Annotated in this window: 30 protein-coding genes; 7 read left to right on the top strand and 23 right to left on the bottom strand. The window is 52.3% G+C overall.

Annotated elements, in window-relative coordinates:
• Nucleotides 1-196: 196 nt before the first annotated feature.
• Nucleotides 197-1069 (bottom strand): DMT family transporter, encoded by an 873-nt coding sequence (locus ACUN8H_RS08590; RefSeq protein WP_445531712.1) that lies wholly within the window; start codon nt 1067-1069, stop codon nt 197-199.
• Entirely contained in the window at nt 1066-1335 is a 270-nt protein-coding gene (locus ACUN8H_RS08585) for a SelT/SelW/SelH family protein (protein WP_445531711.1), read from the bottom strand. The genes ACUN8H_RS08590 and ACUN8H_RS08585 overlap by 4 nt, the downstream gene beginning before the upstream one ends.
• A 180-nt stretch (nt 1336-1515) precedes the next feature.
• On the opposite strand from ACUN8H_RS08585, the gene ACUN8H_RS08580 reads away from it, so the two are divergent.
• The 4 genes from ACUN8H_RS08580 (at nt 1516) to ettA (ending at nt 5724) form a co-directional block, all read left to right on the top strand.
• Nucleotides 1516-2829, top strand: coding sequence for an MFS transporter (locus ACUN8H_RS08580; RefSeq protein ID WP_445531710.1), 1314 nt, complete (start codon nt 1516-1518; stop codon nt 2827-2829).
• Nucleotides 2830-3065: 236 nt separating this feature from the next.
• Entirely contained in the window at nt 3066-3500 is a 435-nt protein-coding gene (locus tag ACUN8H_RS08575) for a PAS domain S-box protein (protein ID WP_445531709.1), read from the top strand.
• 188 nt (nt 3501-3688) lie between these two features.
• Nucleotides 3689-3901 carry a PA3496 family putative envelope integrity protein gene (locus tag ACUN8H_RS08570; protein ID WP_290700193.1) on the top strand — a complete coding sequence of 71 codons (213 nt, stop codon included), beginning with the start codon at nt 3689-3691 and terminating at the stop codon, nt 3899-3901.
• Between the two features lie 161 nt (nt 3902-4062).
• Nucleotides 4063-5724 carry an energy-dependent translational throttle protein EttA gene (gene ettA / locus ACUN8H_RS08565; RefSeq protein WP_445531708.1) on the top strand — a complete coding sequence of 554 codons (1662 nt, stop codon included), beginning with the start codon at nt 4063-4065 and terminating at the stop codon, nt 5722-5724.
• Nucleotides 5725-5862: 138 nt separating this feature from the next.
• Here the strand turns inward: ettA and ACUN8H_RS08560 are convergent, their stop codons facing one another.
• The 7 genes from ACUN8H_RS08560 to phaR form a co-directional block, all read right to left on the bottom strand.
• Entirely contained in the window at nt 5863-6021 is a 159-nt protein-coding gene (locus ACUN8H_RS08560; RefSeq protein WP_445531707.1) for a DUF1328 domain-containing protein, read from the bottom strand.
• Nucleotides 6022-6093: 72 nt separating this feature from the next.
• The gene (gene coq7, locus ACUN8H_RS08555; RefSeq protein ID WP_445531706.1) at nt 6094-6735 is read right to left on the bottom strand and encodes a 2-polyprenyl-3-methyl-6-methoxy-1,4-benzoquinone monooxygenase; all 642 of its coding nucleotides are present in this window, start codon (nt 6733-6735) and stop codon (nt 6094-6096) included.
• A 54-nt stretch (nt 6736-6789) separates the two neighbouring features.
• Nucleotides 6790-7131, bottom strand: coding sequence for a histidine triad nucleotide-binding protein (locus ACUN8H_RS08550; RefSeq protein WP_295712471.1), 342 nt, complete (start codon nt 7129-7131; stop codon nt 6790-6792).
• A 98-nt stretch (nt 7132-7229) separates the two neighbouring features.
• Nucleotides 7230-8102, bottom strand: a complete 873-nt coding sequence (locus tag ACUN8H_RS08545) for a phosphoribulokinase (RefSeq protein WP_008959627.1) — start codon at nt 8100-8102, stop codon at nt 7230-7232.
• Nucleotides 8102-8542, bottom strand: coding sequence for an acyl-CoA thioesterase (locus tag ACUN8H_RS08540; protein WP_445531705.1), 441 nt, complete (start codon nt 8540-8542; stop codon nt 8102-8104). Before ACUN8H_RS08540 ends, ACUN8H_RS08545 begins: the two co-directional genes overlap by 1 nt.
• A gap of 80 nt (nt 8543-8622) precedes the next feature.
• Nucleotides 8623-9909, bottom strand: coding sequence for a phosphoribosylamine--glycine ligase (gene purD / locus ACUN8H_RS08535; RefSeq protein WP_445531704.1), 1287 nt, complete (start codon nt 9907-9909; stop codon nt 8623-8625).
• 65 nt (nt 9910-9974) lie between these two features.
• The gene (phaR, locus tag ACUN8H_RS08530; protein WP_445531703.1) at nt 9975-10472 is read right to left on the bottom strand and encodes a polyhydroxyalkanoate synthesis repressor PhaR; all 498 of its coding nucleotides are present in this window, start codon (nt 10470-10472) and stop codon (nt 9975-9977) included.
• Nucleotides 10473-10607: 135 nt separating this feature from the next.
• Between phaR and ACUN8H_RS08525 the strand changes: the two genes are divergently transcribed.
• Complete coding sequence (locus ACUN8H_RS08525) at nt 10608-11321, top strand: 16S rRNA (uracil(1498)-N(3))-methyltransferase (RefSeq protein WP_445531702.1); 714 nt, start codon at nt 10608-10610, stop codon at nt 11319-11321.
• A gap of 25 nt (nt 11322-11346) precedes the next feature.
• On the opposite strand, the gene rloA3 is transcribed toward ACUN8H_RS08525, so the two are convergent.
• The 12 genes from rloA3 to hemH all read right to left on the bottom strand — a co-directional run bounded on the left by rloA3 (nt 11347) and on the right by hemH (nt 22285).
• Entirely contained in the window at nt 11347-11901 is a 555-nt protein-coding gene (gene rloA3, locus ACUN8H_RS08520; RefSeq protein ID WP_445531701.1) for a retropepsin-like aspartic peptidase RloA3, read from the bottom strand.
• Between the two features lie 33 nt (nt 11902-11934).
• A complete protein-coding gene (locus ACUN8H_RS08515) occupies nt 11935-13203 on the bottom strand; it encodes a lytic murein transglycosylase (protein WP_445531700.1) in 1269 nt (422 codons plus the stop codon).
• 92 nt (nt 13204-13295) lie between these two features.
• On the bottom strand, nt 13296-14738 hold the full coding sequence (locus tag ACUN8H_RS08510) for a DASH family cryptochrome (RefSeq protein WP_445531699.1): 1443 nt from the start codon (nt 14736-14738) through the stop codon (nt 13296-13298).
• 25 nt (nt 14739-14763) lie between these two features.
• The gene (locus ACUN8H_RS08505) at nt 14764-14898 is read right to left on the bottom strand and encodes a DUF2256 domain-containing protein (RefSeq protein WP_445531698.1); all 135 of its coding nucleotides are present in this window, start codon (nt 14896-14898) and stop codon (nt 14764-14766) included.
• 193 nt (nt 14899-15091) lie between these two features.
• Complete coding sequence (mnhG, locus tag ACUN8H_RS08500; RefSeq protein WP_445531697.1) at nt 15092-15496, bottom strand: monovalent cation/H(+) antiporter subunit G; 405 nt, start codon at nt 15494-15496, stop codon at nt 15092-15094.
• The gene (locus tag ACUN8H_RS08495; RefSeq protein ID WP_290700239.1) at nt 15489-15758 is read right to left on the bottom strand and encodes a cation:proton antiporter; all 270 of its coding nucleotides are present in this window, start codon (nt 15756-15758) and stop codon (nt 15489-15491) included. Before ACUN8H_RS08495 ends, mnhG begins: the two co-directional genes overlap by 8 nt.
• Complete coding sequence (locus ACUN8H_RS08490) at nt 15758-16231, bottom strand: Na+/H+ antiporter subunit E (protein ID WP_445531696.1); 474 nt, start codon at nt 16229-16231, stop codon at nt 15758-15760. Before ACUN8H_RS08490 ends, ACUN8H_RS08495 begins: the two co-directional genes overlap by 1 nt.
• Entirely contained in the window at nt 16228-17832 is a 1605-nt protein-coding gene (locus tag ACUN8H_RS08485) for a Na+/H+ antiporter subunit D (RefSeq protein WP_445531695.1), read from the bottom strand. Before ACUN8H_RS08485 ends, ACUN8H_RS08490 begins: the two co-directional genes overlap by 4 nt.
• Nucleotides 17829-18176, bottom strand: coding sequence for a Na+/H+ antiporter subunit C (locus ACUN8H_RS08480; RefSeq protein WP_290700246.1), 348 nt, complete (start codon nt 18174-18176; stop codon nt 17829-17831). The genes ACUN8H_RS08485 and ACUN8H_RS08480 overlap by 4 nt, the downstream gene beginning before the upstream one ends.
• Before the next feature lie 18 nt (nt 18177-18194).
• Nucleotides 18195-18626 (bottom strand): Na+/H+ antiporter subunit B, encoded by a 432-nt coding sequence (locus ACUN8H_RS08475; protein ID WP_290700248.1) that lies wholly within the window; start codon nt 18624-18626, stop codon nt 18195-18197.
• The gene (locus tag ACUN8H_RS08470) at nt 18619-20970 is read right to left on the bottom strand and encodes a putative monovalent cation/H+ antiporter subunit A (RefSeq protein WP_445531729.1); all 2352 of its coding nucleotides are present in this window, start codon (nt 20968-20970) and stop codon (nt 18619-18621) included. The genes ACUN8H_RS08475 and ACUN8H_RS08470 overlap by 8 nt, the downstream gene beginning before the upstream one ends.
• A gap of 235 nt (nt 20971-21205) precedes the next feature.
• Complete coding sequence (gene hemH, locus ACUN8H_RS08465) at nt 21206-22285, bottom strand: ferrochelatase (protein WP_445531694.1); 1080 nt, start codon at nt 22283-22285, stop codon at nt 21206-21208.
• A 159-nt stretch (nt 22286-22444) separates the two neighbouring features.
• Here hemH and ACUN8H_RS08460 point away from each other — a divergent pair, with 159 nt between their 5' ends.
• Together ACUN8H_RS08460 and ACUN8H_RS08455 are read left to right on the top strand one after the other, a co-directional pair.
• Nucleotides 22445-24031: a cryptochrome/photolyase family protein gene (locus ACUN8H_RS08460; protein WP_445531693.1), complete on the top strand. Its 1587-nt coding sequence runs from the start codon at nt 22445-22447 to the stop codon at nt 24029-24031.
• A 9-nt stretch (nt 24032-24040) separates the two neighbouring features.
• On the top strand, nt 24041-24439 hold the full coding sequence (locus tag ACUN8H_RS08455) for a thiol-disulfide oxidoreductase DCC family protein (RefSeq protein WP_445531692.1): 399 nt from the start codon (nt 24041-24043) through the stop codon (nt 24437-24439).
• A 16-nt stretch (nt 24440-24455) separates the two neighbouring features.
• Here ACUN8H_RS08455 and ACUN8H_RS08450 read toward each other — a convergent pair whose 3' ends face one another.
• The gene (locus tag ACUN8H_RS08450) at nt 24456-24758 is read right to left on the bottom strand and encodes a DUF6482 family protein (RefSeq protein WP_445531691.1); all 303 of its coding nucleotides are present in this window, start codon (nt 24756-24758) and stop codon (nt 24456-24458) included.
• Between the two features lie 253 nt (nt 24759-25011).
• Nucleotides 25012-25305 carry a hypothetical protein gene (locus ACUN8H_RS08445; protein ID WP_445531690.1) on the bottom strand — a complete coding sequence of 98 codons (294 nt, stop codon included), beginning with the start codon at nt 25303-25305 and terminating at the stop codon, nt 25012-25014.
• Nucleotides 25306-25368: the final 63 nt, after the last annotated feature.

Genomic DNA, 25368 nt, shown 5'->3' with positions numbered 1-25368 from the left:
CCATGCTTTTTTATTCGGCTAACCCCACCAAGCCTAGCACCTAACTGTAAAAGTGATAATTTAAATTAGTTACATTTTACTAAGCATATCCAGAAAAAATGCTTAAGACACCCTCAACACTCACCTAGCGTAATACAAAAACACAAAAAAATACAAAAAAATACTGAACCCTCACCCCAAAAGCCAATACACAGAATCAGACCGATATTTGACGCTGTTGAACGACCAACCCCGACAAAATCAACCCCAACCCCAACAAAGTTGAAGGGAAAATAGGCTCACCCACTACAAGGAATAGTAAAAGCAGTGAAACAGGGGGCGAAAGAAAGATCAGGTTGGAGACTTTAGCCGTACGCGACACCTTATGTACCGCCAACTGCCAAAGAATGAAAGCCACCCCCATTTCGAACAGACCAACATAAACACCCGCACCAAGAGCAGGCCAGCCATGCCACTGCAGGCCCGGGCCAAGGAAAAGCAAGACCGTTAACACCGGGAGGCCAACGCTGAAATTTTGCCACTGTCCAACTAAGGGTTGGCGTTTATCCTTGGCATTTAGCAGCCAGTAAAGCGCCCATAGCAGTGTCGATGCGAGCGCCAGGATAACGCCTAAGGGATCAGCGAAATCGACATCAAACACGGCGCCACGGGTAGCGATTACCCAAACGCCTGCATAGGCGATTAATCCAGCGACAATATCGATGCGCGTCAAGCGCTGCCCCAGTATCGGCACCGCTAAAAAAGCCATCGCTAACGCCCAGGTATAATTCAACGCCATGGCTTCTTGCCCTGGAAGCCGGTCATAAGCCGCAAATAGCACTAAATAGTAAGCGACAGGATTCATCAGCCCCGCCCACGCAGCCGTTTTCCAACCACTGCGTAGCGCCGTTTCAATATTCCCTTGCTTAAAGACTAATGCGCCCATCAACGCCCAGGAGACAAAAGTGGCCAGCCACATCAGCTCCAAGGGACTCATCCACGCAAGTGCAATCTTGAAGGCGGTTGCAACGGTCGACCATAGCGCCACCGCCCCTAGCCCATAGAGGATTGCTTGCCTGTCCTGACTCATCGGTCGATATGCCCTAAGTCTTGATCTGGCGCCAACTGGTCTCGCACACGCTGCTTGAGTAACTTTATATCGGGAAAGCCGCCGTCGCGCTTACGCTCCCAAAGCAGGATGCCACCACACCATATCTCGAAGGTGCCGCCATGGGAGGGTAATAACGCCACCTCGGTCAACTGCTCACCAAAGGTAGAGAGAAGTTCTTGTGCGTACCAAGCGCTGCGCAACAGCCACTGACATTGGGTGCAGTAGCGAATTTGAATGCGTGACATCATGCGTTCCTTATCAGTCATTACCTTTGCAAGATACTATTTCAATCTTAAACTACGTCATTTCTAAACTATGGCGTTCTAAAGCCGTGTCATTCTAGAGCTATGTCATTCTTCTCAAGCTTTGTCATGCTCAGCACACATTCTGTCACCTTAAATTAGCAATCGCCAAGGAACACTGTCATGGCCCAACCGGATGTTTCACAGTCTCGTCTCTATGAGTGGTTAACGGGCGATGAAGATAGCCGCATGTGCGATGACATACCCGAAGGTGCCTGCAATGAACAGCCGCGCAATTTCTTCCTGCATCTATGGGCGTCTTTGGGTAATAAGCTGGCTGACGAACTGTCTAGCGCGCGGTTAGTTTTACCCTGGTTGATGGGTATTATTGGCGCCCCGGTTTGGATGGTAGGACTTTTAGTGCCTATCCGAGAGGCAGGCGCCCTGCTACCGCAAATTTTTGTGGCGGGGTTCATCCGTGTAAAACCTAAACGAAAATGGGTATGGGTAACGGGCGCACTAATTCAGGCGTTAGCGGCTTTGACCCTGGCCCTACTTGCATTATTCGCCACCGGCGCTTTAGGCGGCTCGTTGGTGTTAGCGGCACTCGTGCTGCTTTCACTAGCAAGAGGCCTCTCCTCCATCGCTACAAAAGACGTTTTAGGCAAAACCATTGCTAAACGTCGCCGCGGTACGCTGATGGGATGGAGCGGCAGCGTTGCTGGTGGCGCTACGCTAATAGCGGGCGCTGCATTAATGCTGTTCGAGAACCGCCCCGGCAACATCGTTGTAGCGGTTCTCCTAATCATCGCCGCTAGTGGCTGGTTAATGAATGCGGTCGCCGCAGCCCGTATTGAAGAAACCCCTGGCGCCGTGGAGGGCGGTGAAAACGGCTGGGACAGTATTAAGCTAGGTCTTTCGCTGCTCAAAAAAGATCGTACTTTTTTACATTTCAACCTTGCCAGAGCATTGCTGCTTTCAAGTGCACTTGCCTTGCCCTATATCGCCCTGCTAGGACAAAACCAAACTGGCACCAACCTTGGCGGCTTAGGCATACTCATCGTAGTGTCTGGTGTAGCTGCGATGGTGGCAAGCCCCATCTGGGGAAAGCGCGCGGACCAATCCAGCCGCAACGTCATGCGTGATGCGGCGGTCGGAACGGCTATTTGCTGCATCCTCGCGGCTAGCTTAGCTTGGCTACCTGGAGGGTGGGCAGAGAACATTTGGCCCTACGCTGCGGTTTACGCCCTCTTGGTGATTATCCACCATGGAGTACGTTTAGGGCGCAAAACCTATCTCGTCGACATGGCTAATCAGGATAACCGGGCGCTTTACGTTGCCCTTTCCAATACACTAACAGGCGTATTAATGCTCGTGGTAGGCGGTATTATGGGTGCTTTAGCACAATGGTTTGGCAGCGCCATTCTATTATTAATACTGGCAGCAACGGCTATTGGAGCAGTACTTAGCGCTAATCAATTGCCCGACGTAGAATGACGCCAAACACAGCCTCTTGGAAGCTTTAACCCACCCTTGATAAAGGCTACGAATGCTAAGACGCTGCTCAAGATTGCAATACGTGACAACGCTCGCCATGATAGAGCCCTGATAGCAGCAGCATACCGTCCCATTACTATGCTGCTTATAATAAGTAATTTGAAATTCCGCCCGTTCAAAGTCAAAAAAGCTAGTTGGCTGGCGGAAAGGACTGGAGCTGCAACAGGAACCCCTTGATGAAACGATCTCCATTGATCAGTCCAGAGCTGCTCGAACGCATCATTGACGCATCGGAAGACGGCATTGTCGTTGCTGAACAGGAAGGGGATGAAACCATCCTCATCTATGTCAATAAAGGCTTTGAGCGCTTAACGGGCTATAGCGCGGATGAAATTCTGTACCGTGACTGCCGTTTTTTACAGAATGAAGACCGCGATCAAGATGCGCTAGTCGCTATCCGCGAGGCGCTTAAAGAGGGAAGGCCGTCTCGCGAAGTACTTCGCAATTACCGCAAAGATGGCACCATGTTTTGGAATGAACTATCCATCACGCCGGTCTACGATGAAGCAGATGAGCTGATGTATTTTATCGGCGTACAAAAAGACGTTACAGAACGTGTAGAGGCTCAGCTAGCGCTTGTGGAGCTTCAAAAGCAGCGAGACAAGGGCTAAAGATTAACTTTCTCTCAAAAAAAACGATCAACGCTTGAACTTCATCCCAACTGGCGTTATATAGCGACAAGGCGCTTAGTCTGCGCCAGGTCCTTCACTTTGCGAACACCACATGCTTTTAGAATTGCATGTGCTAACAAGTGGAGCCGTTGTTACGCCGGCATGCCGGCTGGGTTGGAGGACATCACATGAGCCGTGATCCCCTAAATCGTGAAACGTTTACCAGTGAAGCACTCGATTCAGACGAATTCGAAAGTTTAGATGCAGTCAATGATGACCACTACGGAAAAAGCAAACCAAGCAAAGCTGACAGCTTACGGGCTCGACGCCAAGTTGAAGCGTGGTTAGAAGAGCGTCGACTTCAGCGTGCTATAGAAGACGACTGGGACGAAGAAGAGTAAACGTTAGCCTTGATTAGCTTGGCCTTCTCAACCAATGAGTGGGCCTGGCTAGAAGCGCAACCCAAGCAGCCTAGCCTTTCCTGGCGCAGACCTCTATCATCACGCTTTCGCCAGTAGCCTGCTGCTGTCGCTTATATCTTTCATCAACCTAACGGATCTCCATGGCGCAATACGTTTTCACCATGAATCGGGTTGGCAAAGTAGTGCCGCCCAAAAAGCAAATTCTCAAGGATATCTCACTGTCGTTTTTCCCAGGCGCCAAAATCGGCGTGTTGGGGTTGAACGGTTCGGGAAAATCCACACTGCTGCGCATCATGGCCGGTGTCGATAAAGAGTTTGAAGGTGAAGCTCGTCCGATGCCCGGCATCAATATCGGTTACCTCCCTCAGGAACCGGAGCTAGATGACGAGAAAAACGTCCGTGACACGGTCGAAGAAGCCCTAGGCGCGATTAAAGAAGCGCAAGAGAAGCTCGATGCGGTTTATGCCGCTTACGCAGAGCCTGACGCTGATTTTGATGCGCTCGCCAGCGAACAAGCACGACTGGAAAATATCATTGAAGCAGCCGATGCGCATAACTTGGAACGCAAACTAGACGTCGCCGCTGAAGCGTTGCGCCTCCCGCCTTGGGAAGCCAAAGTGGGCAATCTATCAGGGGGTGAACGTCGCCGGGTAGCGCTATGTCGCCTGCTGCTCTCAAGCCCTGACATGCTGCTGCTGGATGAGCCTACCAACCACCTTGATGCAGAATCGGTGGCTTGGCTTGAGCGCTTCCTGCATGACTATAACGGCACCGTGGTAGCGATTACCCACGACCGCTATTTCCTGGATAACGTCGCCGGCTGGATTCTTGAGCTAGACCGGGGGCAAGGCATTCCGTTTGAGGGTAACTACTCTCAATGGCTTGAACAGAAAGATCAGCGCTTAAACCAAGAAGCCAAGCAGGAAGCGTCGCGTCAAAAAGCGATCAGGCAAGAACTTGAGTGGGTGCGCAGCAACACCAAAGGTCGTCAGGCGAAAAGCAAAGCGCGTCTTAACCGTTTTGAAGAAATGCAGTCAGGCGATTTCCAGAAGCGCAATGAAACCAATGAAATCTATATCCCCCCTGGCCCCCGCCTGGGCGACAAAGTCATCGAGTTCCACAATGTAACAAAACGCTTCGATGATAAACTGCTTTATCAGGATCTCTCCTTTACCATTCCACCGGGTGCCATTGTGGGCATCGTAGGCGGTAACGGTGCGGGTAAGTCGACACTCTTTCAGTTAATGACGGGTAACCAGCAACCTGATTCGGGCGAGGTTGTCATTGGCGAGACCGTCGATATCGCCTATGTCGAGCAGTTACGCGATGCCCTGGATAATAAACAGACGGTCTGGGAAGCGGTATCGGATGGTCAGGACATCCTGAATATCAATGGCTACGAAGTCTCTTCGCGCGCTTACGTGGGTCGATTCAACTTTAAAGGCAACGATCAACAGAAGCGTTTATCGGAGCTCTCGGGTGGTGAACGCGGCCGCTTACAGCTTGCGCAAACGCTTAAACAAGGCGCTAACGTCCTGTTGCTTGATGAGCCATCAAACGACTTGGATATCGAAACCCTCCGGGCACTGGAAGACGCACTGCTGGCCTTCCCAGGCTGCGCCATGGTGATTTCTCACGATCGTTGGTTCTTGGACCGTATCGCTACGCACATTATGGCTTTTGAAGGTGATTCTGAAGTGGTCGTGTTTGAAGGCAACTACGCAGAATATGAAGAAGACCATAAAAAGCGCGTGGGGAATGACACACCTAAGCGCATGAAATATAAGCGTATTGATGCTTGATAGCTCGCCTCGCGCTGACAGCGTTATTAATAACAAGAAGGCCCCGCTCTGCGGGGCCTTCTTGTTGGTGATTGCTATCCCGGACACCAAGCAGGGTGTAAATTGAGAATCGGCGCGCGTTATTGATCTTAATAACGCCTATCGCCTACGCCCGGTAATAAAAGACACGATAGAAAGGACTAAAAATAGTACGAAAAGAATTTCTGCAATAATCGAAGCAGCCCCGGCGATGCCAGAAAAGCCTACCACACCAGCGATAATCGCAATGATTAAAAAAATGAAGGCATTCCCTAGCATCCTACGCTCCTTCCCTTGGTAACGCTTCCCTCACGGCATAGCTGTCACGCCATCGCATGACGACACTAAGTGTTAAAGATGGTAAACACCTTTCGACATCACTTTCGATACCAGCCGCATCCCCCACTTCACAGGGGCTGGGAAACGAACACCGCCTGCCTCAAGGGCAAGGTGGGCATGATGAGCTTCATCGACAGCCATTTGGCGCAATATAACTCGTGAGCGGTGATCGCCTGAGGGAAGCGCTTTTTGATGAACATCTCGCTGCCTACCCAGCTCCTCTTGGACCGCCGCGACAATTCCCAAGCTGATCCGGTCACTAATCACGCCGGTACTAGCACCGATACCAAACGAAGCTAGATAAATGAGTGGGTTGAGGTAACTCGTTCGGCTTTGTAACTGCGTCAGACGCTCATCGCACCAAGCCAAATGATCGAGTTCCTGGAGCGCGGAATGATCCATCTGCTTACGTGCAAGGGGTAGCTTTGCCGTTGCACTTTGCCCCTGGTACAGCGCTTGGGCACACACTTCACCCGTATGATTGACGCGCATTAAACTCGCTGCGTGGCGGCGCTCCTGATCATCGAGGGCACTATCAACAGCATTGTCAGCCGGGTTGGCGCGCTGCGAGGTGGCTGCGTGTGGCATGAACGTGCGTAAAAAGGTATCAAACTGATGAATGGCGCGATCTGAACGACTCTGCAGACGATCCATGACAACACTCCATTGTTGTAGGCTAGATTGTTGTAAGCTCGCAAACGGCTTCGCCTAACCGGCAGGCCAAGTGAACACACGCCCACCCATTAAATGCATATGAATATGGTAGACCGTTTGCCCGCCCATTTCGTTGCAATTCATCACAACGCGATATCCGTCTTCAGCAAACCCCTGCTCGCGGGCTAGCTTGGCAGCGGTAAACTGCAGCCGTCCGATCGTCGCAAGGTCGGCTTCATCGATATCGTTGAGCGTCGCGATATGCTTTTTAGGGATAATCAGCTGGTGGGTCGGCGCCTGAGGACCGATATCGTTAAACGCTAGCACATGGTCGTCTTCATACACGATATCCGCAGGAATTTCCCGCTCGATGATTTTACAAAAAAGACAATCCATACCGCTCTCCTTTATCAGCTACCTGTCACTTGAGTGACGTCTTATCGCTATTAGCTTAATGCTTGCTCCCGTGAGAGCTCGCATGCTCTCACGACCTTTTATCGAAAGCGCCTCTGGGCAAGAAGATGCCTCACCAAGGGGGCTAGAATCAACTCCATCGCCAGCGACATCCTCGCTCCCGGCACCACTAGCGTATGCGGTCGCGTCATAAAAGAGTCTTTGATCATCGCCAGCAACCAAGGGAAATCAACGGTGGAAGGGTCCCGAAAGCGAATAACCACAAACGACTCAGCATCGGTAGGAATATCCTGCACCTCAAAGGGATTAGAGGTATCGACGGTAGGGACACGCTGAAAATTGATATGCGTGCGTGAAAACTGTGGCTGAATATAACGGACATAATCGTCCATCCGGCCCAGAATGGTGTCAATGACCGCTTCTTGCGAATAGCCACGCAGCTTGGTGTCTCGATCGATCTTTTGAATCCACTCCAGATTCATGGTTGGCGCTACCCCGACCAACAAATCCACGTGACGGGCAATGTCGTACTCTTCGGTCACCAACCCCCCATGCAGGCCTTCATAAAACAGAAGATCGGTCCCACAGGGCAGTGACTGCCACTCGGTAAACGTGCCTACGCGATAGCCCGCTTCAATTTTTTGCTTATCCTCGGCGTGAATATAGTGCCGAAATGTGCCGGAACCGTGTTCGCCATACTCGCTAAAGAGGCCTTCCAGGCGATCCAATAAGTTAGCTTCAACGGCAAAATGCGAAAGCTCATCTTTACGCTCGGGCTCTTCCCGAAAGATACGGTGCAGATCATCGCGGGTGTAGCGGTGAAAGGCATCGCCATCGACGACGGCTGCATGCACGTCTTCGCGAAGAAACATTCGCTCAAAGCTGCGCCGAACGGTGGTCGTGCCCGCCCCGGAAGAGCCGGTGACGGCGATAATCGGATACTCCCGCGACATCAGCCACTCCTCGCATTGGCAAGCGCTAGTTTGACGGCTTCGGGCACCTCGACAGGGCGCCCCGTCGCCCGATCAATGAGCAATTGATTAACGCGAGCCGTGGCAACTACCTGCTGGGAATCCGCCTGATAGACACGCTGATAAATCGTCAACGCTTTTCCCTGCGGTTCGGGCACCGCAGTTTCAATGATTAGCGCGTTCGGCCAACGTGCTTCATGTTGATACTGCACTGCAAGGTCTGCAACCACTGAGGGATGCCCACCCATATCCCACTCAGGTAAGTCCGAAGCCGCAAAGGCTTGGCTTCGCGCCTCATGGAGCAATGATATCAGCGCATCATGCCCCAGGTGGCGCCCATAGTTCATATCGGTTATCCGCACTGTCAAAGAGTGACGATGAATGACCGCTTCAGCGGGGAAATCCAGCTTGACACGCTCCATGCCTTTTCCTCGTCAGTGAATTAGAAAACCGGTGATGCACAACAGGCTATATGCTTAGCGTTTATTCACGTCAGGTCTACTTAGCCCTCACGGGCTATCGCCCTGAAAGCGATATCACGCCGACACTCGACACCTTCCCAGTGAATAGCATCGACGCCTTGGTAGGCTTTTTGCTGCGCTTGTGAAACGCTACCCCCTAAAGCAGTTACGCACAGCACACGACCGCCTGCCGTGATGATTTCGCCCTCGGCATTGTGCGCGGTTCCCGCGTGAAACACTTTGCAACCGACCTGCTCAGCGCTGGCTAAACCGTTAATCACATCGCCTTTTCGATAGCTGCCAGGGTAACCACCAGCGGCCAGTACCACGCCCACCGCTGCGCGTGAATCCCATTCACAGTGTCGCCCGGCAAGCTTACCCTCGGCACCCGCCAAACAGAGCTCAGCAAGGTCTGACAGCAAGCGCAGCATGATCGGCTGGGTTTCAGGGTCACCAAAGCGACAGTTATATTCAATAACGCGAGGATTACCAGAGGCATCTATCATTAAGCCGGCGTATAGGAAGCCCGTGTAGGCATTGCCCTCAGCAGCCATACCGCGCACGGTGGGCAGAATCACCTGCTCCATGATGCGCGCATCTATCTCAGCAGTCACCACCGGCGCTGGCGAGTAAGCCCCCATCCCGCCCGTATTGGGGCCGGTATCACCATCGTAGGCACGCTTGTGATCCTGACTGGTGGCCATGGGCACGACATTCTCACCGTCCACCATGACAATAAAGCTCGCCTCTTCACCTTCGAGGAATTCTTCGATCACCACTCGCGCACCGGCGTCGCCAAACGCATTGGCCTCCAGCATGTCACGAATAGCGGCTTCAGCTTCGGCTTCGCTAAGCGCCACAATGACACCTTTGCCTGCAGCAAGGCCATCTGCTTTGATCACGATTGGCGCACCCATTTTTTCAAGATAGGCAAGCGCGGGCGTCACATCGGTAAACGTTTGATAGGCAGCTGACGGGATGTCGTGACGGGCCAGGAAATCTTTGGTGAAAGATTTGGACCCTTCTAACTGGGCGGCCGCTTGTGTAGGCCCAAAAATAGTTAAGCCTGCCGCTTGAAAGCGATCGACAACACCGTCTACCAAGGGCGCCTCGGGGCCCACCACAGTGAGCCCCACCTGCTCGTCACGAGCAAAAGCGATCAGGCCCTCTAAGTCGGTAGCCTCAATGGCGACGTTGGCGAGTTTAGGCTCCGTCGTAGTTCCCGCATTGCCGGGGGCAACAAATACCTGCTCAACCTGTTTAGATTGCGCTAATTTCCACGCCAGGGCGTGTTCACGACCACCGCCGCCTATCATCAAAACCTTCATGTGCATCCTTCTCAAACGGGAGAGCTTATCGGCGGCATTATGCCACAGCGCAGCCACAAGTGGGGTCAGGAGGTAGGTTTGTTGTCATCGTGAGCGTCTTTATCTGGCTGCTTGGTCTCCTGTGTCTCACTGGTTTGTCCGGGCTGGTTCAGGGTGTTTTGCCAAAAGCGCATGTTCTCTTCCGCCAATTCGCGCATAAATTCCAATGGCGTATTTCGCATCGCTTGTTTCCATTGGCTTTGCAGGCGTTTTTGCTGCTCCAACATCAGTTGCGTGCCCTGCTCAAGATAGCGCGAGAGCGGCAACGGCGATGTCATATCGTATACGCGAATTAACTGCGCCAGCAGGTCGTTAGAAAACACTTCGGCTTCACTGTCCGCTTGCTCTTGCTCGATGATGATGGAGAGCAAAATGGTGCGCGTTAGATCTTCCCTACTTTTGGCATCTTCTACCCGAAACGGCTCTTCTTCGATAATCAAACGACGCAGATCTTCCAGCGTTACATAGCGACTTTGCTGGGTGTCATACAGTCTTCGGTTAGCATATTTACGAATCACGCGCACAGCGCTTCTCCTTTAACGCAATAGGGGCTTTCGCTCCCGTTACTGGTATTGTGCCTGCAACACGCACCCATGCAAGCAACCTGTATAGTTTAGCCAAACGGATTACGCCTGCTCTTTGACCAATAGACCTCTACTATGAATTTGATTTTGCTCGATCCTCATGAACTAACCGACAATGGTCACGTTTGCATTACCGACCCGCGTCGGCTTTTGCATCTGCGCGATGTCCATCGTGCGAACCCCGGCGACCTGCTAACCGTCGGCGTGCAAGGTGGCGGCATGGGAAAAGCCGTGCTGAAGGAACTGACGGCGGCGCGCGCCTATTTCCAGCTGGAAGCCCTTGATGAGCCGCCACCGCCACCGCTTCCCGTGCATCTGGTGTTAGCGTTACCCCGCCCCCGGATGCTAGCGCGCACGCTGGAGCATGTAACGGCGCTGGGTGTAAAAGAGATAACGTTACTGCATACCAAGCGGGTCGAAAAAAGCTACTGGCAGTCTCCGGAGTTACGCGACGACAAGATTCACCAACACTTAGTCCTCGGCCTGGAACAAGCACGCGATACACAACTACCCAGTGTCACGCTAAGTAAAGGCTTTCGGCCTTTTCTTGAACAGCAACTGCCTACTATGCTTAGCAAACGACGCGGCTTGCTGGCCCACCCCGGCCTGCCTAATCCCTGCCCAAGAAACATCAATGAACCCACCTTATTATTAGTAGGGCCAGAGGGCGGGTTTATCGCTTGGGAAGTCGAGCAATTACTAGCCGCGGGCTGTGAAGGCATGCATCTTGGCCCGCGTATTTTACGCGTCGAAACCGCCGTGACGGCACTCCTATCACGGCTATTCTAAGCTTCGACTGGCTAAGCGTTGTACGTTAGGACTGGTCATCTTCCGGGTCGTGGGGAACCACGGTCGAGTTCTCCCCGCACCCGGGTTCTTGCAGGAATGTTTCGCGTACATCCAGCAAACCCAAGTGGCTAATCGTGCGGCGGCCCAGCAAAAGTGGGTAGTTCATCTCTTCACGATCGCGCAGACTAAATTGTTCTTCATAGATAGTGTCGCCCATGCACACTTCGAGTAGCACGACCGGTCGCTCATCGCGACCACCAGCGCCCCTAACAGCTAACTCTCGATACATCGGGCGCTCAATTTGGTCACTAAAGACCTCACCGCTCTCCTGATCTTCTAGCTTGAGGCGAAAGCGTACCCACTCTTCATCGTCCTGCTCAAAGATTTCGATATCCCGTGCATCCAGTGAAGAAGTCAATGCCCCGCTATCGAGTTTGGCCTTCACCTCAATATCCCAGGGCTGGAGGGTGGCTTTTTCCACCCAGCCGAAGACTTCTTCCTCATCGGCCATGACCACGGTAGATGTTAACAAGCCCGCTAATATCGCGCTACCCAATCCCATTTTACGCATTAAGTGCATAGCATCCTCCCTGTTCAATTAACGTAATGCCGATTACTCAGAGCGACGACGTAACTGTTCAAGCAGCGCTTGTGTCGCAAATCCATCTGGTATTAACCCCTGATCGCGCTGGAAGTTCCTCAGGCCCTGGCGGGTATTGGGGCCCATCACGCCATCCGCGCCGCCAACCGAGTAACCCGCACGATTTAATCCGCGCTGAAGCGCTTGCACGTCATCACGCGTCAGCGGCGCTTGATCTCGTGGCCAGGCATGTTGAATACCAGGACGTCCAGCGATTGCATCACCTAGTGTTGCTACAGCCAATGCATAACTGGTGGCGTTGTTATAACGTAAAATTGCACGGAAATTAGCGCCTACCAAAAAGGCAGGGCCATTGGCCCCAGCGGGAATAACGATGGCGGCATTGTCAAAATCTGGCACCTCGCCCTGTTGCGCCCGCACGCCTTGATCGCGCCACTCGTCACTACTGCGACGCTCTGTTTGCGCATAATCGAAGCCGTCGGGCAACATTACCTCGACTCCCCAAGGCTGGCCGGTTTGCCAGCCTGCCCGTTCAAGATAGTTAGCCGTCGACGCCATCACATCGGGAATACTGCCCCAGATATCGCGGCGGCCATCGCCATCGCCGTCTACCGCATAAGCTTCAAAACTGCTGGGGATAAATTGGGTATGGCCCATCGCTCCCGCCCAGGATCCTTTCATCTGCTCGGCGGCGATGTCGCCTTCGTCGATAATACGCAGGGCGGCGAGAAGCTCACCGCGAGCAAAATCACGCCGTCGCCCATCATAAGCCAGCGTAGCAAGCGACTCTAACGTAGAAAAATCACCAAAATTGCTGCCGTAGTTACTTTCTATTCCCCAAATGGCGACAATAATTTCGGCAGGGATGCCATAGCGCTGCTGCATTTGTAAGGCGGTATCCCGGTGGGCTGCCAATTTTTCCTGGCCGTTATCAACACGTGTGGCCGAAACCGCCGTGTCGAGATACTCCCAAATAGGACGCACAAATTCAGGCTGATAGCCGTCGAGTTCAATCACGCGCTCGCGATAGCGAACGCCATCCAATGCGCTGTGCAGGGTTGCTTCGCTAATTCCCTGCTCAGAGGCATATTGGCGAAACGACTGAAGCCACTGTTGAAAATTTGCATAGCTGACCTCCGTAGCGGCCTGTGTATCCACTTCAGCCATCAGTTGTGTGTTAGCTAACGCGTTGCTTCCAACAAAAGGGGTGGTCAACGCTGCAATAAAAGAGGCACACACGAAAGGGCGTAATAAGCGCCCTGCAGAGAAATGTCGAGACATGAACGATATCCTTAGGCAGTCCTTGGCATGCCTGGGATGATGGCCTAGAAAAGACGTAGATACCAGCCTTGACGGCTGGCCACAGGCAAAGACTACTTCACAAGCGCCATTACGGGCGGCTCGGGGAATGTCGCGGTTTCGTGGCGGGGAATCAACCAACGCTCCCACTGTTCAGGCTCCACACAGGGTGCTTTAAAAGCGAGTGGATCAAAACGCCATGGTTGATGGCGTGCTAAACCATGGGGTACGTTTTCGAGCTGTTTTAACCAGTGCGCTACATAGAGGCCCTGAGGATCATAGTGGCCTGCCTGCTTAAGGACGTTAAAGTAGCGATCCTGCCTTGGGTCACGACCAACGCCTGCAATGTAGCGCCAATTTCCCCAATTACTGGCAACATCGTAATCAATCAAGCAGTGTTCAAACCACAGCGCACCTAATCGCCAATCCACGTTTAAGTCTTTGACTAAAAAACTGGCCACGTTTTGCCGAGCACGATTGGATAACCAGCCAGTCGTACGAAGTTCTAACATCGCGGCATCCACAAACGGCAGCCCTGTCGCGGCATTGCGCCAAGCGTCGAAAGCGGCGCACGGCACGTCAGGTTGGCCAGTGCCAAACATTTTCGCCCCTTCCAGCTCAGCAGCTCGGATAAAATATTCCCGCCACAGCAACTCGAAAGTGATCCAATAGCTCGATTCATTGCTGCCGTTCTCTGCTTCCCACGCCTTCACTGCCGCATACACCTGGCGAGCAGATAAGCAGCCTCGGGCGAGCCAGGGTGATACGCGGGTTGAAAAATTCGCCCCCAGTAAACCATTGCGGGTTTTCTTGTACGTTTGAGCGCCCTGCTGGTGCCACAAGTAATCGTGCAGGCGCGCATGCGCTTCAGACTCCCCTCCCCGATAGGCGTAGCCTTGACGGCTATCGGGCTGCCACGCAGCACTTTGCTCACAAACGGCTTTTAAGGGCGGAAATCCTCTGGGGGCATCAGGCCAAGGGGGCAGCGTTACCGGCGCGCAGCGATTTTCAGGCACCGCACACGCTTGCTCTACCCCACGCCTGAAGGCGGAAAAGCTTTCAGGTAGTGCCGCTTGCTCGAAAGGCAAAGATTGGCGGTCAAAAAGGCGTCCACTCTCCATGCACATAACGCTTGTTTCACTAGGCAGTAGCTCTATAACCGCCTGTATGTGCAAACTTTCTTCAACCCCAGGGTGCTCGGCAACTCTTATTTGATGGGCATTGAGCGAGGTAGCCAGTTCGATAACCACCTTGCTCGGTTTCCCAACGCGAACCAGCAAATCGCTACCACGCTGCAATAGCTCACCGCGCAACTCCATCAAGCTTTGCCATAGAAAGCGTAAACGCGCGGGTCCAATACGCGGCGTGGATTCGCCCTCAATGAGTGGCGCCAACCACTGCTCGTCAACGACATAGAGACAAAGCAGATGGCTAGGGATATCGGTAAAGTGAAAGAGAGGGTTATCAGCTATACGCAGGTCATCCTGCAACCAGACTATATCGGTCGTGCTGTTCATGCTTGTGCCTCCTTGGGGTGCTTAGCTACTTGGGGCTGCGACGGCAACGTTCGCTGCAGTAGCGCACCTCATCCCAGCAGCGCGCCCATTTTTTGCGCCAAGTGAATGGGCGCAGGCATTGAACGCAAGTTTTTTGGGGCAGATGTTGTTTACAGTGCATATCACGGTACCCGCACACCGATATTCTTACAGTAAAACATAGACACACTATGTTATACAGTACAATTATTGTACATAACTTATTTTAAATTATTTGTATAGAATTTGGTTTATTCGAATAATAGACATAAAAAAACCACCCGAAGGTGGCTTTGAGATTGATGCGTTTCAGATTCAAAAGGGCGCTCTTTCGGCTAGTCTGGGTCTGTCTCCCTCGGTTGCCGCTTAGCGTTTTCCTGGGTTTCCAGGCCACTTTTCAATTCGTGAGTCAATGGATCGTAGTTAGGGCGTAGCTCATCTTTCACCGTACCACTCCAGAGCTTAGAACCAACAAAATAACCGGCTCGTCCCATTACGTGTGCCGCCACGGGCGCGGTCATCAAAATAAACACAATAATGGCAAACGACCTGGCCACAATACCCACTTCCGCAAAGTGCATAGCGGCAGCCAGCATAATTAAAATCACGCCTAACGCCGCCGCCTTGGTGGTTGCATGCATGCGCGTTAGCAAATCAGGCAACCGCAGCAATCCGACGGAAGCGAGCAGCATAAACAGAGCGCCACCAATGATTAACGACCCTTTTAAAAAATCAATCATCTCGTGGGCCTCCCCTCTCCAAAAAGCGTGCGAATGCAATGGTTGCTAAAAAACCCATCAAGGCGATCACAATGGCGGCATCTAGAAAGCTGGCAACGTTTGATTTAATCGCATACACCCCGACCAGCCCCACTACCGTGGTCGAAAAAAGCTCCAAAGCGACCACGCGGTCGGGCAGGCTTGGGCCACGGACGACGCGAACAAAAGTGAACACAAGGGCCAAGCTCATGATGACTTGGCTAATAAGAATCACGGTATCCATTAGCGAAACAGCTCCAGAGCGCGATGTTCCATCTCTTTTAAATTACGCCGCAACTCCTCCTCGTTATCTAAAAACATGGCATGGATGTAGAGCACTTTACGGTCATCCGACACATCCAGGCTCAGCGTTCCTGGGGTCAAGGAAATCAGATTGGCCACCATGGTAATTTCCATTTCGGTGCGGGCGGAAAGCGGCAAGGCGATGACGCCGGGCTTCATGTGCCAGGGAGGAGTGACAATATCGAAAGCAACACGCAAATTAGCTTGGATCAACTCTTTTACAAAAAAGGCAATAAAACCGATTAAGCGTGGTATGCGAGCAGGATAACCTTTTAATGCATCTATTTGAGGCTCGAGCAGGACTAGAGTGATATAGGCGAAGATCAAGCCAATCAGAAGATTCAAGCCGCTGAAGTCCCCGCTCAACAGCACCCAGGCCAACCCTAGCAGCAAGTTCCAAATAGCCCCGGTCATGGTACTGCCTCCCCGTCATCAGCCTCAGGTTCTGTTTCTGCCGCAGCGGTCGATTCCAGCAACGCATCTTCTGCACTGGCGGCAGCACCCAGTACTGCTTCGATATAACCCTGAGGTTCAAGCAACTGATCGCCAATACGGGTCATGACCCACATGATCGGCTCTGCAAACACACCTATCAGTAACGAGGAAAGTGCCAGCACCATCACCGGTAAATACATCATCCACAGGCTGGGCTTTAATAGTCGGCCGTCGTCGCCGACCGGCGTGGCCGTTTCAGGGACTAGGTTGTCTTCGGGCAAGGATTTCCAGAATACTTCGTTCCATATTTTAACCATGGAGTAGAGCGTCATTAATCCCACCACCAGGGCAATGCCGGTGGCGACATAAGCTTCAACTTCCAGGCCCGCCCGCACAATCACAAATTTGGCAAAAAAGCCGGAGAGCGGCGGCACACCCGCCAGTGAAAAGGCCGAGATAAAGAAGGCAACGGCTAACCATGGGCGCTCGCGGTAAAGCCCACCCATCTTTTTAAGCTGATAAGTTCCCTGCAAACGATGAGTAATGCCGCTAATTAAAAAGAGGTTGGTCTTTACCACCATATTGTGGACGATCGCAAATACACCGCCAGCAATCGCCAACGGCGTATAAAGTGCTAACCCTAAAATCATGTAGCCAATTTGGCTGACAATATGAAACGATAAAATGCGCCTGAATTCATACTGAGCTGCCGCGCCCAACACGCCGGTTACCATCGTGAACACAGCGCCCCATAGCATGATGTCCTGAAGATAGCCCATGGTTTGATCAAACATCAGCGTGAAGACACGAAACATCGCATAAACGCCCACCTTGGTGAGCAAACCAGCGAACAGGGCTGAAACAGCGACTGGCGGCGTGTGGTAAGAGGCTGGTAACCAAAAGAACAGCGGAAAAGCCGCCGCTTTGATCCCAAACGCTACCATAAACATGACGGCCAATACCTCGACCATCCCGGTGTGTTCGGCCTCATCCATGCGCAGCGCAATATCGGCCATATTCAGCGTGCCCACCATGCCATAGAGCAGCCCCACCGCCGTTAGAAAAATCACCGACGCAAGCAGATTTAACGTGACATATTTAATCGCCCCTTCCATTTGTGCGCGTTCACCACCTAGGATCAACAGCGCAAACGAAGCCACTAGCATGACTTCGAACCACACGTAGAGGTTGAAGATATCCCCCGTCAAAAAAGCACCCATTACGCCAGCCAGAAGCAGGTGCATTAACGGGTAGTAACCGAATTTTTCGTGGCCGCGGCCGGTGGTGGCCAAAGAGTAAAGCCCCATTGCCAAGCCAATAATGGCCGTCATCAACACCATCACCGCACTTAGCAGGTCGGCGATCAAGGTAATCCCAAACGGCGCTGGCCAGCTACCCATTTGCATCGTGACGTAGCCATCCGACCATGTTGAGACAAACAACCAGAGACTGACCAGCAGCAGCGCCACATTACCTGCCACGGCTAAAAACCGCTGCATGGGCCGCGAGCGCCAAAACAATAACGAAATAGCCCCTGATAACAAGGGCAAGAGGACGGGAAGAGCGACTTCAGGCCTCACGTATCAGTATCCTTCATCTTATCGAGATCATCGGCCTTGACGACTTCGTAGGCACGTCGGATCAATACCACGGCAAACGCAAGTACCCCGAAGGCAATCACGATCGCCGTTAATACCACCGCTTGAGGCAAGGGATCGGCAACACCGCTAGGCGGCTGCATCATGCCTTCTGCAATCAGCGGCGGCACGCCTCGTGTCATGCCCGCCGTCGTAAAAATTAGTAAATTGGCCGCGTTGGAAAGCAGCATCAAGCCAATGACCAATTTGACGATAGAGCGACGCAGCATCATAAAAATGGCGGTTGCATACAGCAAACCAATCGCCACTGCCATCAATGGTTCCATGCTGAGGCTCCTGTTAGCTCAAGGCTCATCTTTATCGACCTCCATTAGCGTCATTACCATGCCAGTAACAGAGCCCAGCACAGCAAAATAAACACCAATATCGAAAATCAGTGGTGTCGAAGCTTTGAAATCGATAACGGGAATAGTCCACCACTGGGCGGTCAAAAAGGGCTGACCCAAAAACCAAGCCGGCACCACCGAAATCATCCCCAGCAGCAAGCCGATGCCAATTAAGTCGCGGGGGTCGACCATTCGCAGCACTTCTTTGGTGGCGCTCACCCCAAAGGCAAAGAGATAGAGCGTAAAGGCCCCCGCCGCTACTAAACCCGCAATGAAACCACCGCCCGGCTCGTCATGCCCTCGCAGCAATAGGAAAATAGAAAACATCAATTGCAGCGGCATTAAAAAGCGTGCCGCCGTATTGAGAATAATCGTGCCTGACTTAACCATCGGAAGGCTCCTTGCTGGTCACTTTACTGCCCTCTTCGTGCTTTTCATTGCTGCTCTCGCCATGACGCAGCTTGAGCATCGCGATAACACCAATCGCTGCGAGTGCCAGCACGAACATCTCACCCAGGGTGTCCAGCGCCCGGTAGTCAACCAAAATGACATTAACGATATTGCGGCCGTAAGCCAGCGGCGCGCTGTTCTCAATCATGTACGTTGAAATTGGTTCAAACTGCTGAATGTTCCACGCCGTCATAATTAATAAACAGATCAAAATACCCATCATCGCGGCGACGGAGCCATCACGGATACGTTCCAGACTCGTTGAAAGATTTGAAAATCGTGGCAGCCGGAACAGCACCAGCACGAGTAAAATCACCGTTAAGGTTTCAACCAATAGCTGCGTAATGGCTAAGTCGGGCGCGCTGAATAAAATAAAAATGAGCGCAATAGAAAATCCCATCACGCCAACCGACACGACGGCCCCAAGACGAGAGCGAGTCGTTGTAGCAAACAGCGCGCTCATTGCCATCGTTCCCGCCACTACCGCCTCGTGGAAACGAACATCAAGATCAAAAGTAATGACCGGCGAATGGCGAACCAGAATCGAGTGGCCAATCAGCGCGATGAGCGTGATCAGCATCACTAAAATATAGTTACGCATGTAGCCATTTTGCAGCAGCCGCGTTTGCCAGTCGGAGAACTGCACGATGCCGTTCATCATGTGTTCATAGCCCGCCTCAGGGCCATGGCGCATTACCGGTGTCAGCATCGAAAGCTTGGCACGCACACTATCCCACCGCTTAAAGAGTAAGAAGCCAATCACCAGACTGACTACCGACATGCCCAGTGCTACGTTAAAGCCGTACCAAAGCGAAAGCGCCACATTAATCGTTCCCCCTGAGACAGCGGTGGCGGCGGCTGTTAACAATCCATTCACGCCAAGTAAAGCAGGCATTAGGCCGAGTAGAAGCGATCCGACAGCTAGTAATGCAGGACCCAACCACATACTCTGCGGCGCTTCATGAGGCGCCAAAGGTGTATCGTGGCGCTTCCCATAGAAAGGCCGTAACGCAATGATAAAGGCAACCGCAATGGTCAAAATGGAGGCGACAAAAGCAAACAGTACCAACAGCAGGCGGAAGCTATCGGCACCCAGCACAGCCTCCAGCATCAGCTCTTTACCAATAAAGCCAAACAGCGGCGGAACGCCCGCCAGTGAAAGCGCCGCGATCAGCGCGATCATTGACGTTATCGGCATTATCGATCGCAGCCCACCCATCTGCGTGACATCTTTAGTGCCGGTTTCATGGTCAAGTATGCCGGCGACCATAAAGAGCGCTCCTTTATAGAGCGAATGGGCAAGAAGAAAGGTGACGAATGCCGTCATCGCGTACTCGGTACCGATCCCCAGCAGCATCGTTAACGTGCCCAATGCCATAATGGTTGAGTAAGCCAGCAGCTTTTTAATGTTGGTGTGGTGAATAGCTAAAAAGGCACCGACCAGCATGGTGAGGGCGCCTACAACGGAAAGCACGCCAATCCACATCGGCGTACCGCCCAGTTCCGGGTGCAAGCGGGCCAATAGATAAATCCCCGCTTTCACCATAGTGGCCGAGTGCAGGTATGCCGAAACCGGCGTAGGCGCCGCCATCGCATTGGGTAGCCAGAAGTGAAACGGGAACTGGGCCGACTTGGTAAAGGCTCCCAACAGCAAGCAGACCAACATGGGGGTGTAGAGTGCGTGTTCGCGCAAATCGGCTTCTTGGTCAAAAATTTCTGCCAGCGACCAGCTACCGCTCGCAATGCCCAGTAACACCAGCCCGGCCATCAACGCTAAGCCGCCCGCGACGGTCACGAATAGCCCCTGCCGTGCTGACTTGCGGGCGTTAATATCGGCGTGATTAAAGCCAATCAATAAATAAGAGGTAATGCTGGTCAGTTCCCAGAAAATAAACAGCGTAAAGAGACCATCCGCCAGCACTAAACCCAGCATTGAAACCATAAAGGCGACGAGTGCGATATGAAACCGGGCTATATCAGGATGCCCTTTTAGGTAACCACCGGCGTAGACCAACACGCAGGCCCCCATCACGGTAATCAATAGCCCAAACAGCAGAGACAAGCCATCCAGCAGAAAGGTAAGGCTGATGCCCAAGGAAGGTACCCACTGCCACTCGAAGAGTAAGCGGCCATTTTGCATAACTTCCGGCGTTTGAAGTAACAGCCACACGGCTAGCAAAGCAGGGAAAAGTGCCAATAAAAGACTGGTGCGCTGGCCAAACCAGCGGTTTAACAGGGGCGATAATGCTGCCAGCACGAAACCCATCAACACGGCGAGCTGTATCAAGCGAAACCTCCAGAATAACGAAAGGCCCACCCTTCAAGTCGAGGCGGATGCCCAAGCATCATGTTCTATCACCCACATTTAAGCGTTGAAATAATGTGATTCTGAAGTTGTACACCTTATAACAGCCAATATTGACTGACCAGCCAAACCCATAAACGCAAACAGCCGCTAAGGGTCATCTCACCGAGCGGCTGCTGTTAATTAACCTCTTAATTAATGAAGGGATGACACGTTAAGCAACCGACAACCACCCTGCTAATTCATTGTTGATAACGCTTAGCAGTGCTTCGATATGGTCATCGCGGTCATTGAGGCAAGGGATATAGCTAAACGTTTCTCCGCCCGCCTCCATAAAGCTATCGCGAATTTCCTCTTCAATCTCTTCCAACGTTTCGACGCAGTCAGATGAGAAAGCAGGCGACATGATGGCAATATGCTTATGCCCCTGTGTGGCAAGTTCTGCAACGTGCTTAACCGTTTGCGGACCCACCCACTTTTCAGGGCCAAACTGTGACTGGAAAGCGGTATCCACTTCCTCTTTACTGAAACCAAGCTTTTCCCGCAACAAACGTGTCGTTTTCTGGCACTGGCAGTGGTAAGGATCCCCTTCCATTAAATAACGCTCGGGCACGCCATGATAACTAGCGACCAGTTTCGTGGGGCGCGTCGAGAAGCTGCCGTACGCTTCTTGAACGGAATTTGCCAGCGCCTGCACGTAGGCGGGATGGTCGAAATAGGCGGGCACCGTGCGGATATACGGTTGCCACTTCATTTTCATCAGCGTGCGAAACGCCTGGTCATTGGCCGTTGCGGTGGTGGGCGAGCCGTATTGTGGGTAGAGCGGAAAGAAAACGATTTTCTCACAGCCCTTCTCTTTTAATCGGTTCAGCACACTTTCCGTCGAGGGGTTTCCATAGCGCATACAGAAATCGACTTCGACATCGTCACCGTAAAGCGCTTTCAACCGCGCCGTCATTTTCTCGGCCTGGGCGCGGGTAGTGGTGAGCAGCGGACTTTCATTCTTATCGTTATTCCAGATTCCTCGGTACGCCTTACCTGAAGAGAACGGCCGCTTCGTCAAAATGATCAGTTGCAGTAACGGCTGCCATTTCCAACCCGCATAGTCGACTACACGCTTATCAGAGAGGAATTCATTCAGGTAGCGACGCATTGACCAGTAGTCAGTGGCATCCGGCGTGCCCAAGTTTGCGAGTACAACACCGACTTTGGCACGCGGAACCGGCGGATGATCACTGGGCGCATGGGCTAAGTGGCCCTCGCCCGGCTGATCCTTGACGACATGTTCGGTCATTACACTGCTCCTGATAAATAACGGTATCACTGATGGCTAATTCAAGATTAAAAACAGCTTAATTACTAATTAAAAACAGGTTAAATACTACCACTTTTCGTCAAAGTGGCGGCATAAAGTTATACTATTGACATCATTTGTATAACTACAGGCTAACTCATGTCCAAGCCCTTACTATTAGTGCTCGGCGACCAGCTCTCTTTATCCCTAACGACGCTACGCCAAGCGCCCGCTGGCGCGGTGGTTGCGCTTTGTGAAGTGGCTGAAGAAGCACGCTACGTCCCTCACCATATCCATAAGATCGGGCTTTTTCTGGCAGCTATGCGCCATTTTGCCCAGACACTGCGCGAAGAAGGTTTTCAAGTACACTACAGCGCGCTAGATGACGATGATAATAGCCACTCCCTTATTGAAGAGGCAGAACGCATCGCGAAACAGTATGGTTGTGACGAAATACGCGTCGCACGGCCCGGTGAATGGCGGCTTTGGGAAACGATGCGGCAGCGTGATGACGCAGCGATTCCCTGGCGGGTGTTAGAGGATGAGCGCTTCTTCACCACACCTGAGGCATTCAGCCAATGGTCAAAAGGGCGCAAGCAGCTTCGTCTCGAGTATTTTTACCGGGAGCAGCGCAAGCGTACGGGGTTGTTGATGGAAGGTGATGAGCCCGCGGGGGGTAAGTGGAATTTCGACCACGACAATCGTCAGCCTATCAGTGCAGAACTCGATTTCCCCGACCTTCCGCAACATCGCCAAGATGCGTTGACCAAATCGGCTCTGGCGGATGCAGAACGCCACTTCGGCGACCATATGGGCTCCTTGGCAAATTTTAATCTACCGGTGACACGTCGGCAGGCACTGGTGGATCTCAGGCATTTTACTCAGCATGGATTGGCTCAGTTTGGTCGCTACCAAGATGCCATCAGCGATTCAGCACCGTTTCTTTATCACTCCCGGCTATCGGCAGCGATGAATATCGGTTTACTTTCCCCCCAAGAGGTATGCGAAGCCGCCGAACAGTGCTATTTCGCTGGCGACGCCCCCATCAACGCCGTTGAAGGGTTCATCCGTCAAATTCTCGGTTGGCGTGAGTATGTACGTGGGCTGTACTGGACACAGATGCCCAGTTATAAAGCCGCCAACCAACTCAATTTTAAGCGCGACCTGCCCGACTTTTACTGGGATGCCACGACGGATATGCGCTGTTTGCAGCGCGCCATACAGATGACTATCGACAACAGTTACGCTCATCACATTCAGCGGTTAATGGTCACGGGCAATTTTGCCTTACTGTGCGGGGTGAAACCCGAAGCACTATGCGATTGGTACTTAGCGGTGTATGCCGATGCCAGCGAATGGGTAGAACTGCCTAACACGCTAGGTATGGTGCTCCATGCAGACGGTGGTTTGATGGGTTCCAAGCCCTACTGCGCTTCGGGTAAATACATCGATAAAATGTCGGACCATTGCCAGCAGTGTCGCTATTCACCAAAGCAGGTGACCGGCCCTAACGCTTGTCCTTTCAACAGCCTTTATTGGTATTTTCTTGAGACAAACGCCGAAACCCTTAACAAGAATCCACGGATGAAGCTGATTTATGGTTCACTCAGCCGCATGACCGATGAAAAACGTGAAGCTATCCGCCAACAGGCTGAGCACTTTTTAGATCAACTGGAGACATCGCCTGGCTACGGGCAACCCTGCCACACAACAGGTTATGCAACGCTCAAAGACGACAGCCAATAAGGATCAACGATGAGCCGCTACACACCACTTAAGGCATCGCCCCCTGTCACGCTGTTTCATGACGGCCACTGCCCTTTTTGTCAGCAAGAAGTGGCGTGGTTGGAAAAGCATCGTCATCGGGAATACATTGCGCTGATAGATATTCAGGCCAATGACTTTAACGCCAAAGCATACGGGCAAGAGTTTAACGCGATGATGGGCCAGCTACATCTAAGAGACAGCCAAGGAGAGTGGTATATCGGGATGGATGCCAGCCGTGCCCTCTATGCAGTGCTGGGCTATCGGCGGTTGGTGAAGTTTTCGTGTTTACCGGGAGTACACGGCATAATGAATGCCGGTTACCGATTTTTTGCTCGTCGCCGAATTCGGCTTGGGCAGTGGTGGGAAAAGCGTCAGGCTAAACGTTAACGAGTTAATAATAGTGTTAAAAAACAAGCGGCATGCGCGATGTGATCGGTTCACTATAATGCGCATCGCGGCCTATCACTTCATCGTGAGGCACATGCTGCACTAAGTAAGCCCGATGAATCCCTGCACGCTTGAGGTCCATGTAGACATCATCTAGCGAGCGAAACAGCATCGGCTTAGTACGCTGCGTCAGCATATGTCGCTCGCCCTCAACGTCTTCCAGCTCAACCTGATAGAAACGACTGCCCGCATGGGTAATCACGCGAATTTCAAAGTTGTCGTGATTGGCGACAAACTGTTTAAGATCCTTCAGTTCCATGGCTCCCTCCTGTTATTCGTGTATTTCGTCAAAAATGTCACTAGAAATATCCTGTGGGCACAGCATGACCGTACCCAATGACATTTCTGTTGCCCTGTTGTTGCAGTGTGATGACATCCACTAAAAGATAGACGCTTGACGACTGGTTATACAACAAGTGTTTTCCAGCACGAATGTTTAAGCTGTTATGTCAGCTATTAGGAGGGCAACCATATAAAAGAGTTCCTGACCGAAGCGTCAAGAATTCGTTATGTCACTGATATTCAGAAGGGTCGATAGCTTTACCAAGCGAATTACGGTCGATCCAGTTGCCGCCTTTCGTCTCTTTGTAACGAAACACAACTTTATCGCCTACCTTAACAGGCAACTCACCATCTTCGGTTTGGTAGCTGTACTTTTCCCCCTCCACTATCAAATGGTAGCGATAAAGGTCGGGCATACCTAACCACTCCTTGAAAGGCCCTTCCCGCTCTAGTGCTTCAAGCTCACCGCGCCCTTCTAGCTTAGGAAGACGCTGCCGATTACCGCGCCGAAATCCACCTGCCATTTGCTACTCCCGTTTTTTGCGTATCGTGGGGAGGGCATTATACGAGCTCGCTCCCCATCCTCA

This window comes from Vreelandella sp. V005 (genome assembly GCF_052645115.1).
The sequence above is the reverse complement of the archived record's forward strand: the minus strand, read 5'-3'. Positions and strand labels throughout refer to the sequence as shown.

Coding starts and splice junctions, on each gene's coding strand:
- ACUN8H_RS08570 (WP_290700193.1), top strand. CDS start 3,689: ATGAGCCGTGATCCCCTAAATCGTGAAACGTTTACCAGTGAAGCACTC.
- purD (WP_445531704.1), bottom strand. CDS start 9,909: ATGAAGGTTTTGATGATAGGCGGCGGTGGTCGTGAACACGCCCTGGCG.
- ACUN8H_RS08445 (WP_445531690.1), bottom strand. CDS start 25,305: ATGGCAGGTGGATTTCGGCGCGGTAATCGGCAGCGTCTTCCTAAGCTA.
- ACUN8H_RS08590 (WP_445531712.1), bottom strand. CDS start 1,069: ATGAGTCAGGACAGGCAAGCAATCCTCTATGGGCTAGGGGCGGTGGCG.
- ACUN8H_RS08575 (WP_445531709.1), top strand. CDS start 3,066: ATGAAACGATCTCCATTGATCAGTCCAGAGCTGCTCGAACGCATCATT.
- hemH (WP_445531694.1), bottom strand. CDS start 22,285: ATGACCGAACATGTCGTCAAGGATCAGCCGGGCGAGGGCCACTTAGCC.
- ACUN8H_RS08450 (WP_445531691.1), bottom strand. CDS start 24,758: ATGGAACTGAAGGATCTTAAACAGTTTGTCGCCAATCACGACAACTTT.
- ACUN8H_RS08540 (WP_445531705.1), bottom strand. CDS start 8,542: ATGGAGCGTGTCAAGCTGGATTTCCCCGCTGAAGCGGTCATTCATCGT.
- ACUN8H_RS08490 (WP_445531696.1), bottom strand. CDS start 16,231: ATGACCGGGGCTATTTGGAACTTGCTGCTAGGGTTGGCCTGGGTGCTG.
- ACUN8H_RS08460 (WP_445531693.1), top strand. CDS start 22,445: ATGTCCAAGCCCTTACTATTAGTGCTCGGCGACCAGCTCTCTTTATCC.
- ACUN8H_RS08495 (WP_290700239.1), bottom strand. CDS start 15,758: ATGGATACCGTGATTCTTATTAGCCAAGTCATCATGAGCTTGGCCCTT.
- rloA3 (WP_445531701.1), bottom strand. CDS start 11,901: ATGCACTTAATGCGTAAAATGGGATTGGGTAGCGCGATATTAGCGGGC.
- ACUN8H_RS08550 (WP_295712471.1), bottom strand. CDS start 7,131: ATGGATTGTCTTTTTTGTAAAATCATCGAGCGGGAAATTCCTGCGGAT.
- ACUN8H_RS08545 (WP_008959627.1), bottom strand. CDS start 8,102: ATGTCGCGGGAGTATCCGATTATCGCCGTCACCGGCTCTTCCGGGGCG.
- ACUN8H_RS08480 (WP_290700246.1), bottom strand. CDS start 18,176: ATGGAACCATTGATGGCAGTGGCGATTGGTTTGCTGTATGCAACCGCC.
- ettA (WP_445531708.1), top strand. CDS start 4,063: ATGGCGCAATACGTTTTCACCATGAATCGGGTTGGCAAAGTAGTGCCG.
- coq7 (WP_445531706.1), bottom strand. CDS start 6,735: ATGGATCGTCTGCAGAGTCGTTCAGATCGCGCCATTCATCAGTTTGAT.
- ACUN8H_RS08580 (WP_445531710.1), top strand. CDS start 1,516: ATGGCCCAACCGGATGTTTCACAGTCTCGTCTCTATGAGTGGTTAACG.
- ACUN8H_RS08560 (WP_445531707.1), bottom strand. CDS start 6,021: ATGCTAGGGAATGCCTTCATTTTTTTAATCATTGCGATTATCGCTGGT.
- ACUN8H_RS08505 (WP_445531698.1), bottom strand. CDS start 14,898: ATGCACTGTAAACAACATCTGCCCCAAAAAACTTGCGTTCAATGCCTG.
- ACUN8H_RS08455 (WP_445531692.1), top strand. CDS start 24,041: ATGAGCCGCTACACACCACTTAAGGCATCGCCCCCTGTCACGCTGTTT.
- ACUN8H_RS08510 (WP_445531699.1), bottom strand. CDS start 14,738: ATGAACAGCACGACCGATATAGTCTGGTTGCAGGATGACCTGCGTATA.
- ACUN8H_RS08515 (WP_445531700.1), bottom strand. CDS start 13,203: ATGTCTCGACATTTCTCTGCAGGGCGCTTATTACGCCCTTTCGTGTGT.
- ACUN8H_RS08525 (WP_445531702.1), top strand. CDS start 10,608: ATGAATTTGATTTTGCTCGATCCTCATGAACTAACCGACAATGGTCAC.
- ACUN8H_RS08475 (WP_290700248.1), bottom strand. CDS start 18,626: ATGGTTAAGTCAGGCACGATTATTCTCAATACGGCGGCACGCTTTTTA.
- mnhG (WP_445531697.1), bottom strand. CDS start 15,496: ATGATTGATTTTTTAAAAGGGTCGTTAATCATTGGTGGCGCTCTGTTT.
- ACUN8H_RS08585 (WP_445531711.1), bottom strand. CDS start 1,335: ATGTCACGCATTCAAATTCGCTACTGCACCCAATGTCAGTGGCTGTTG.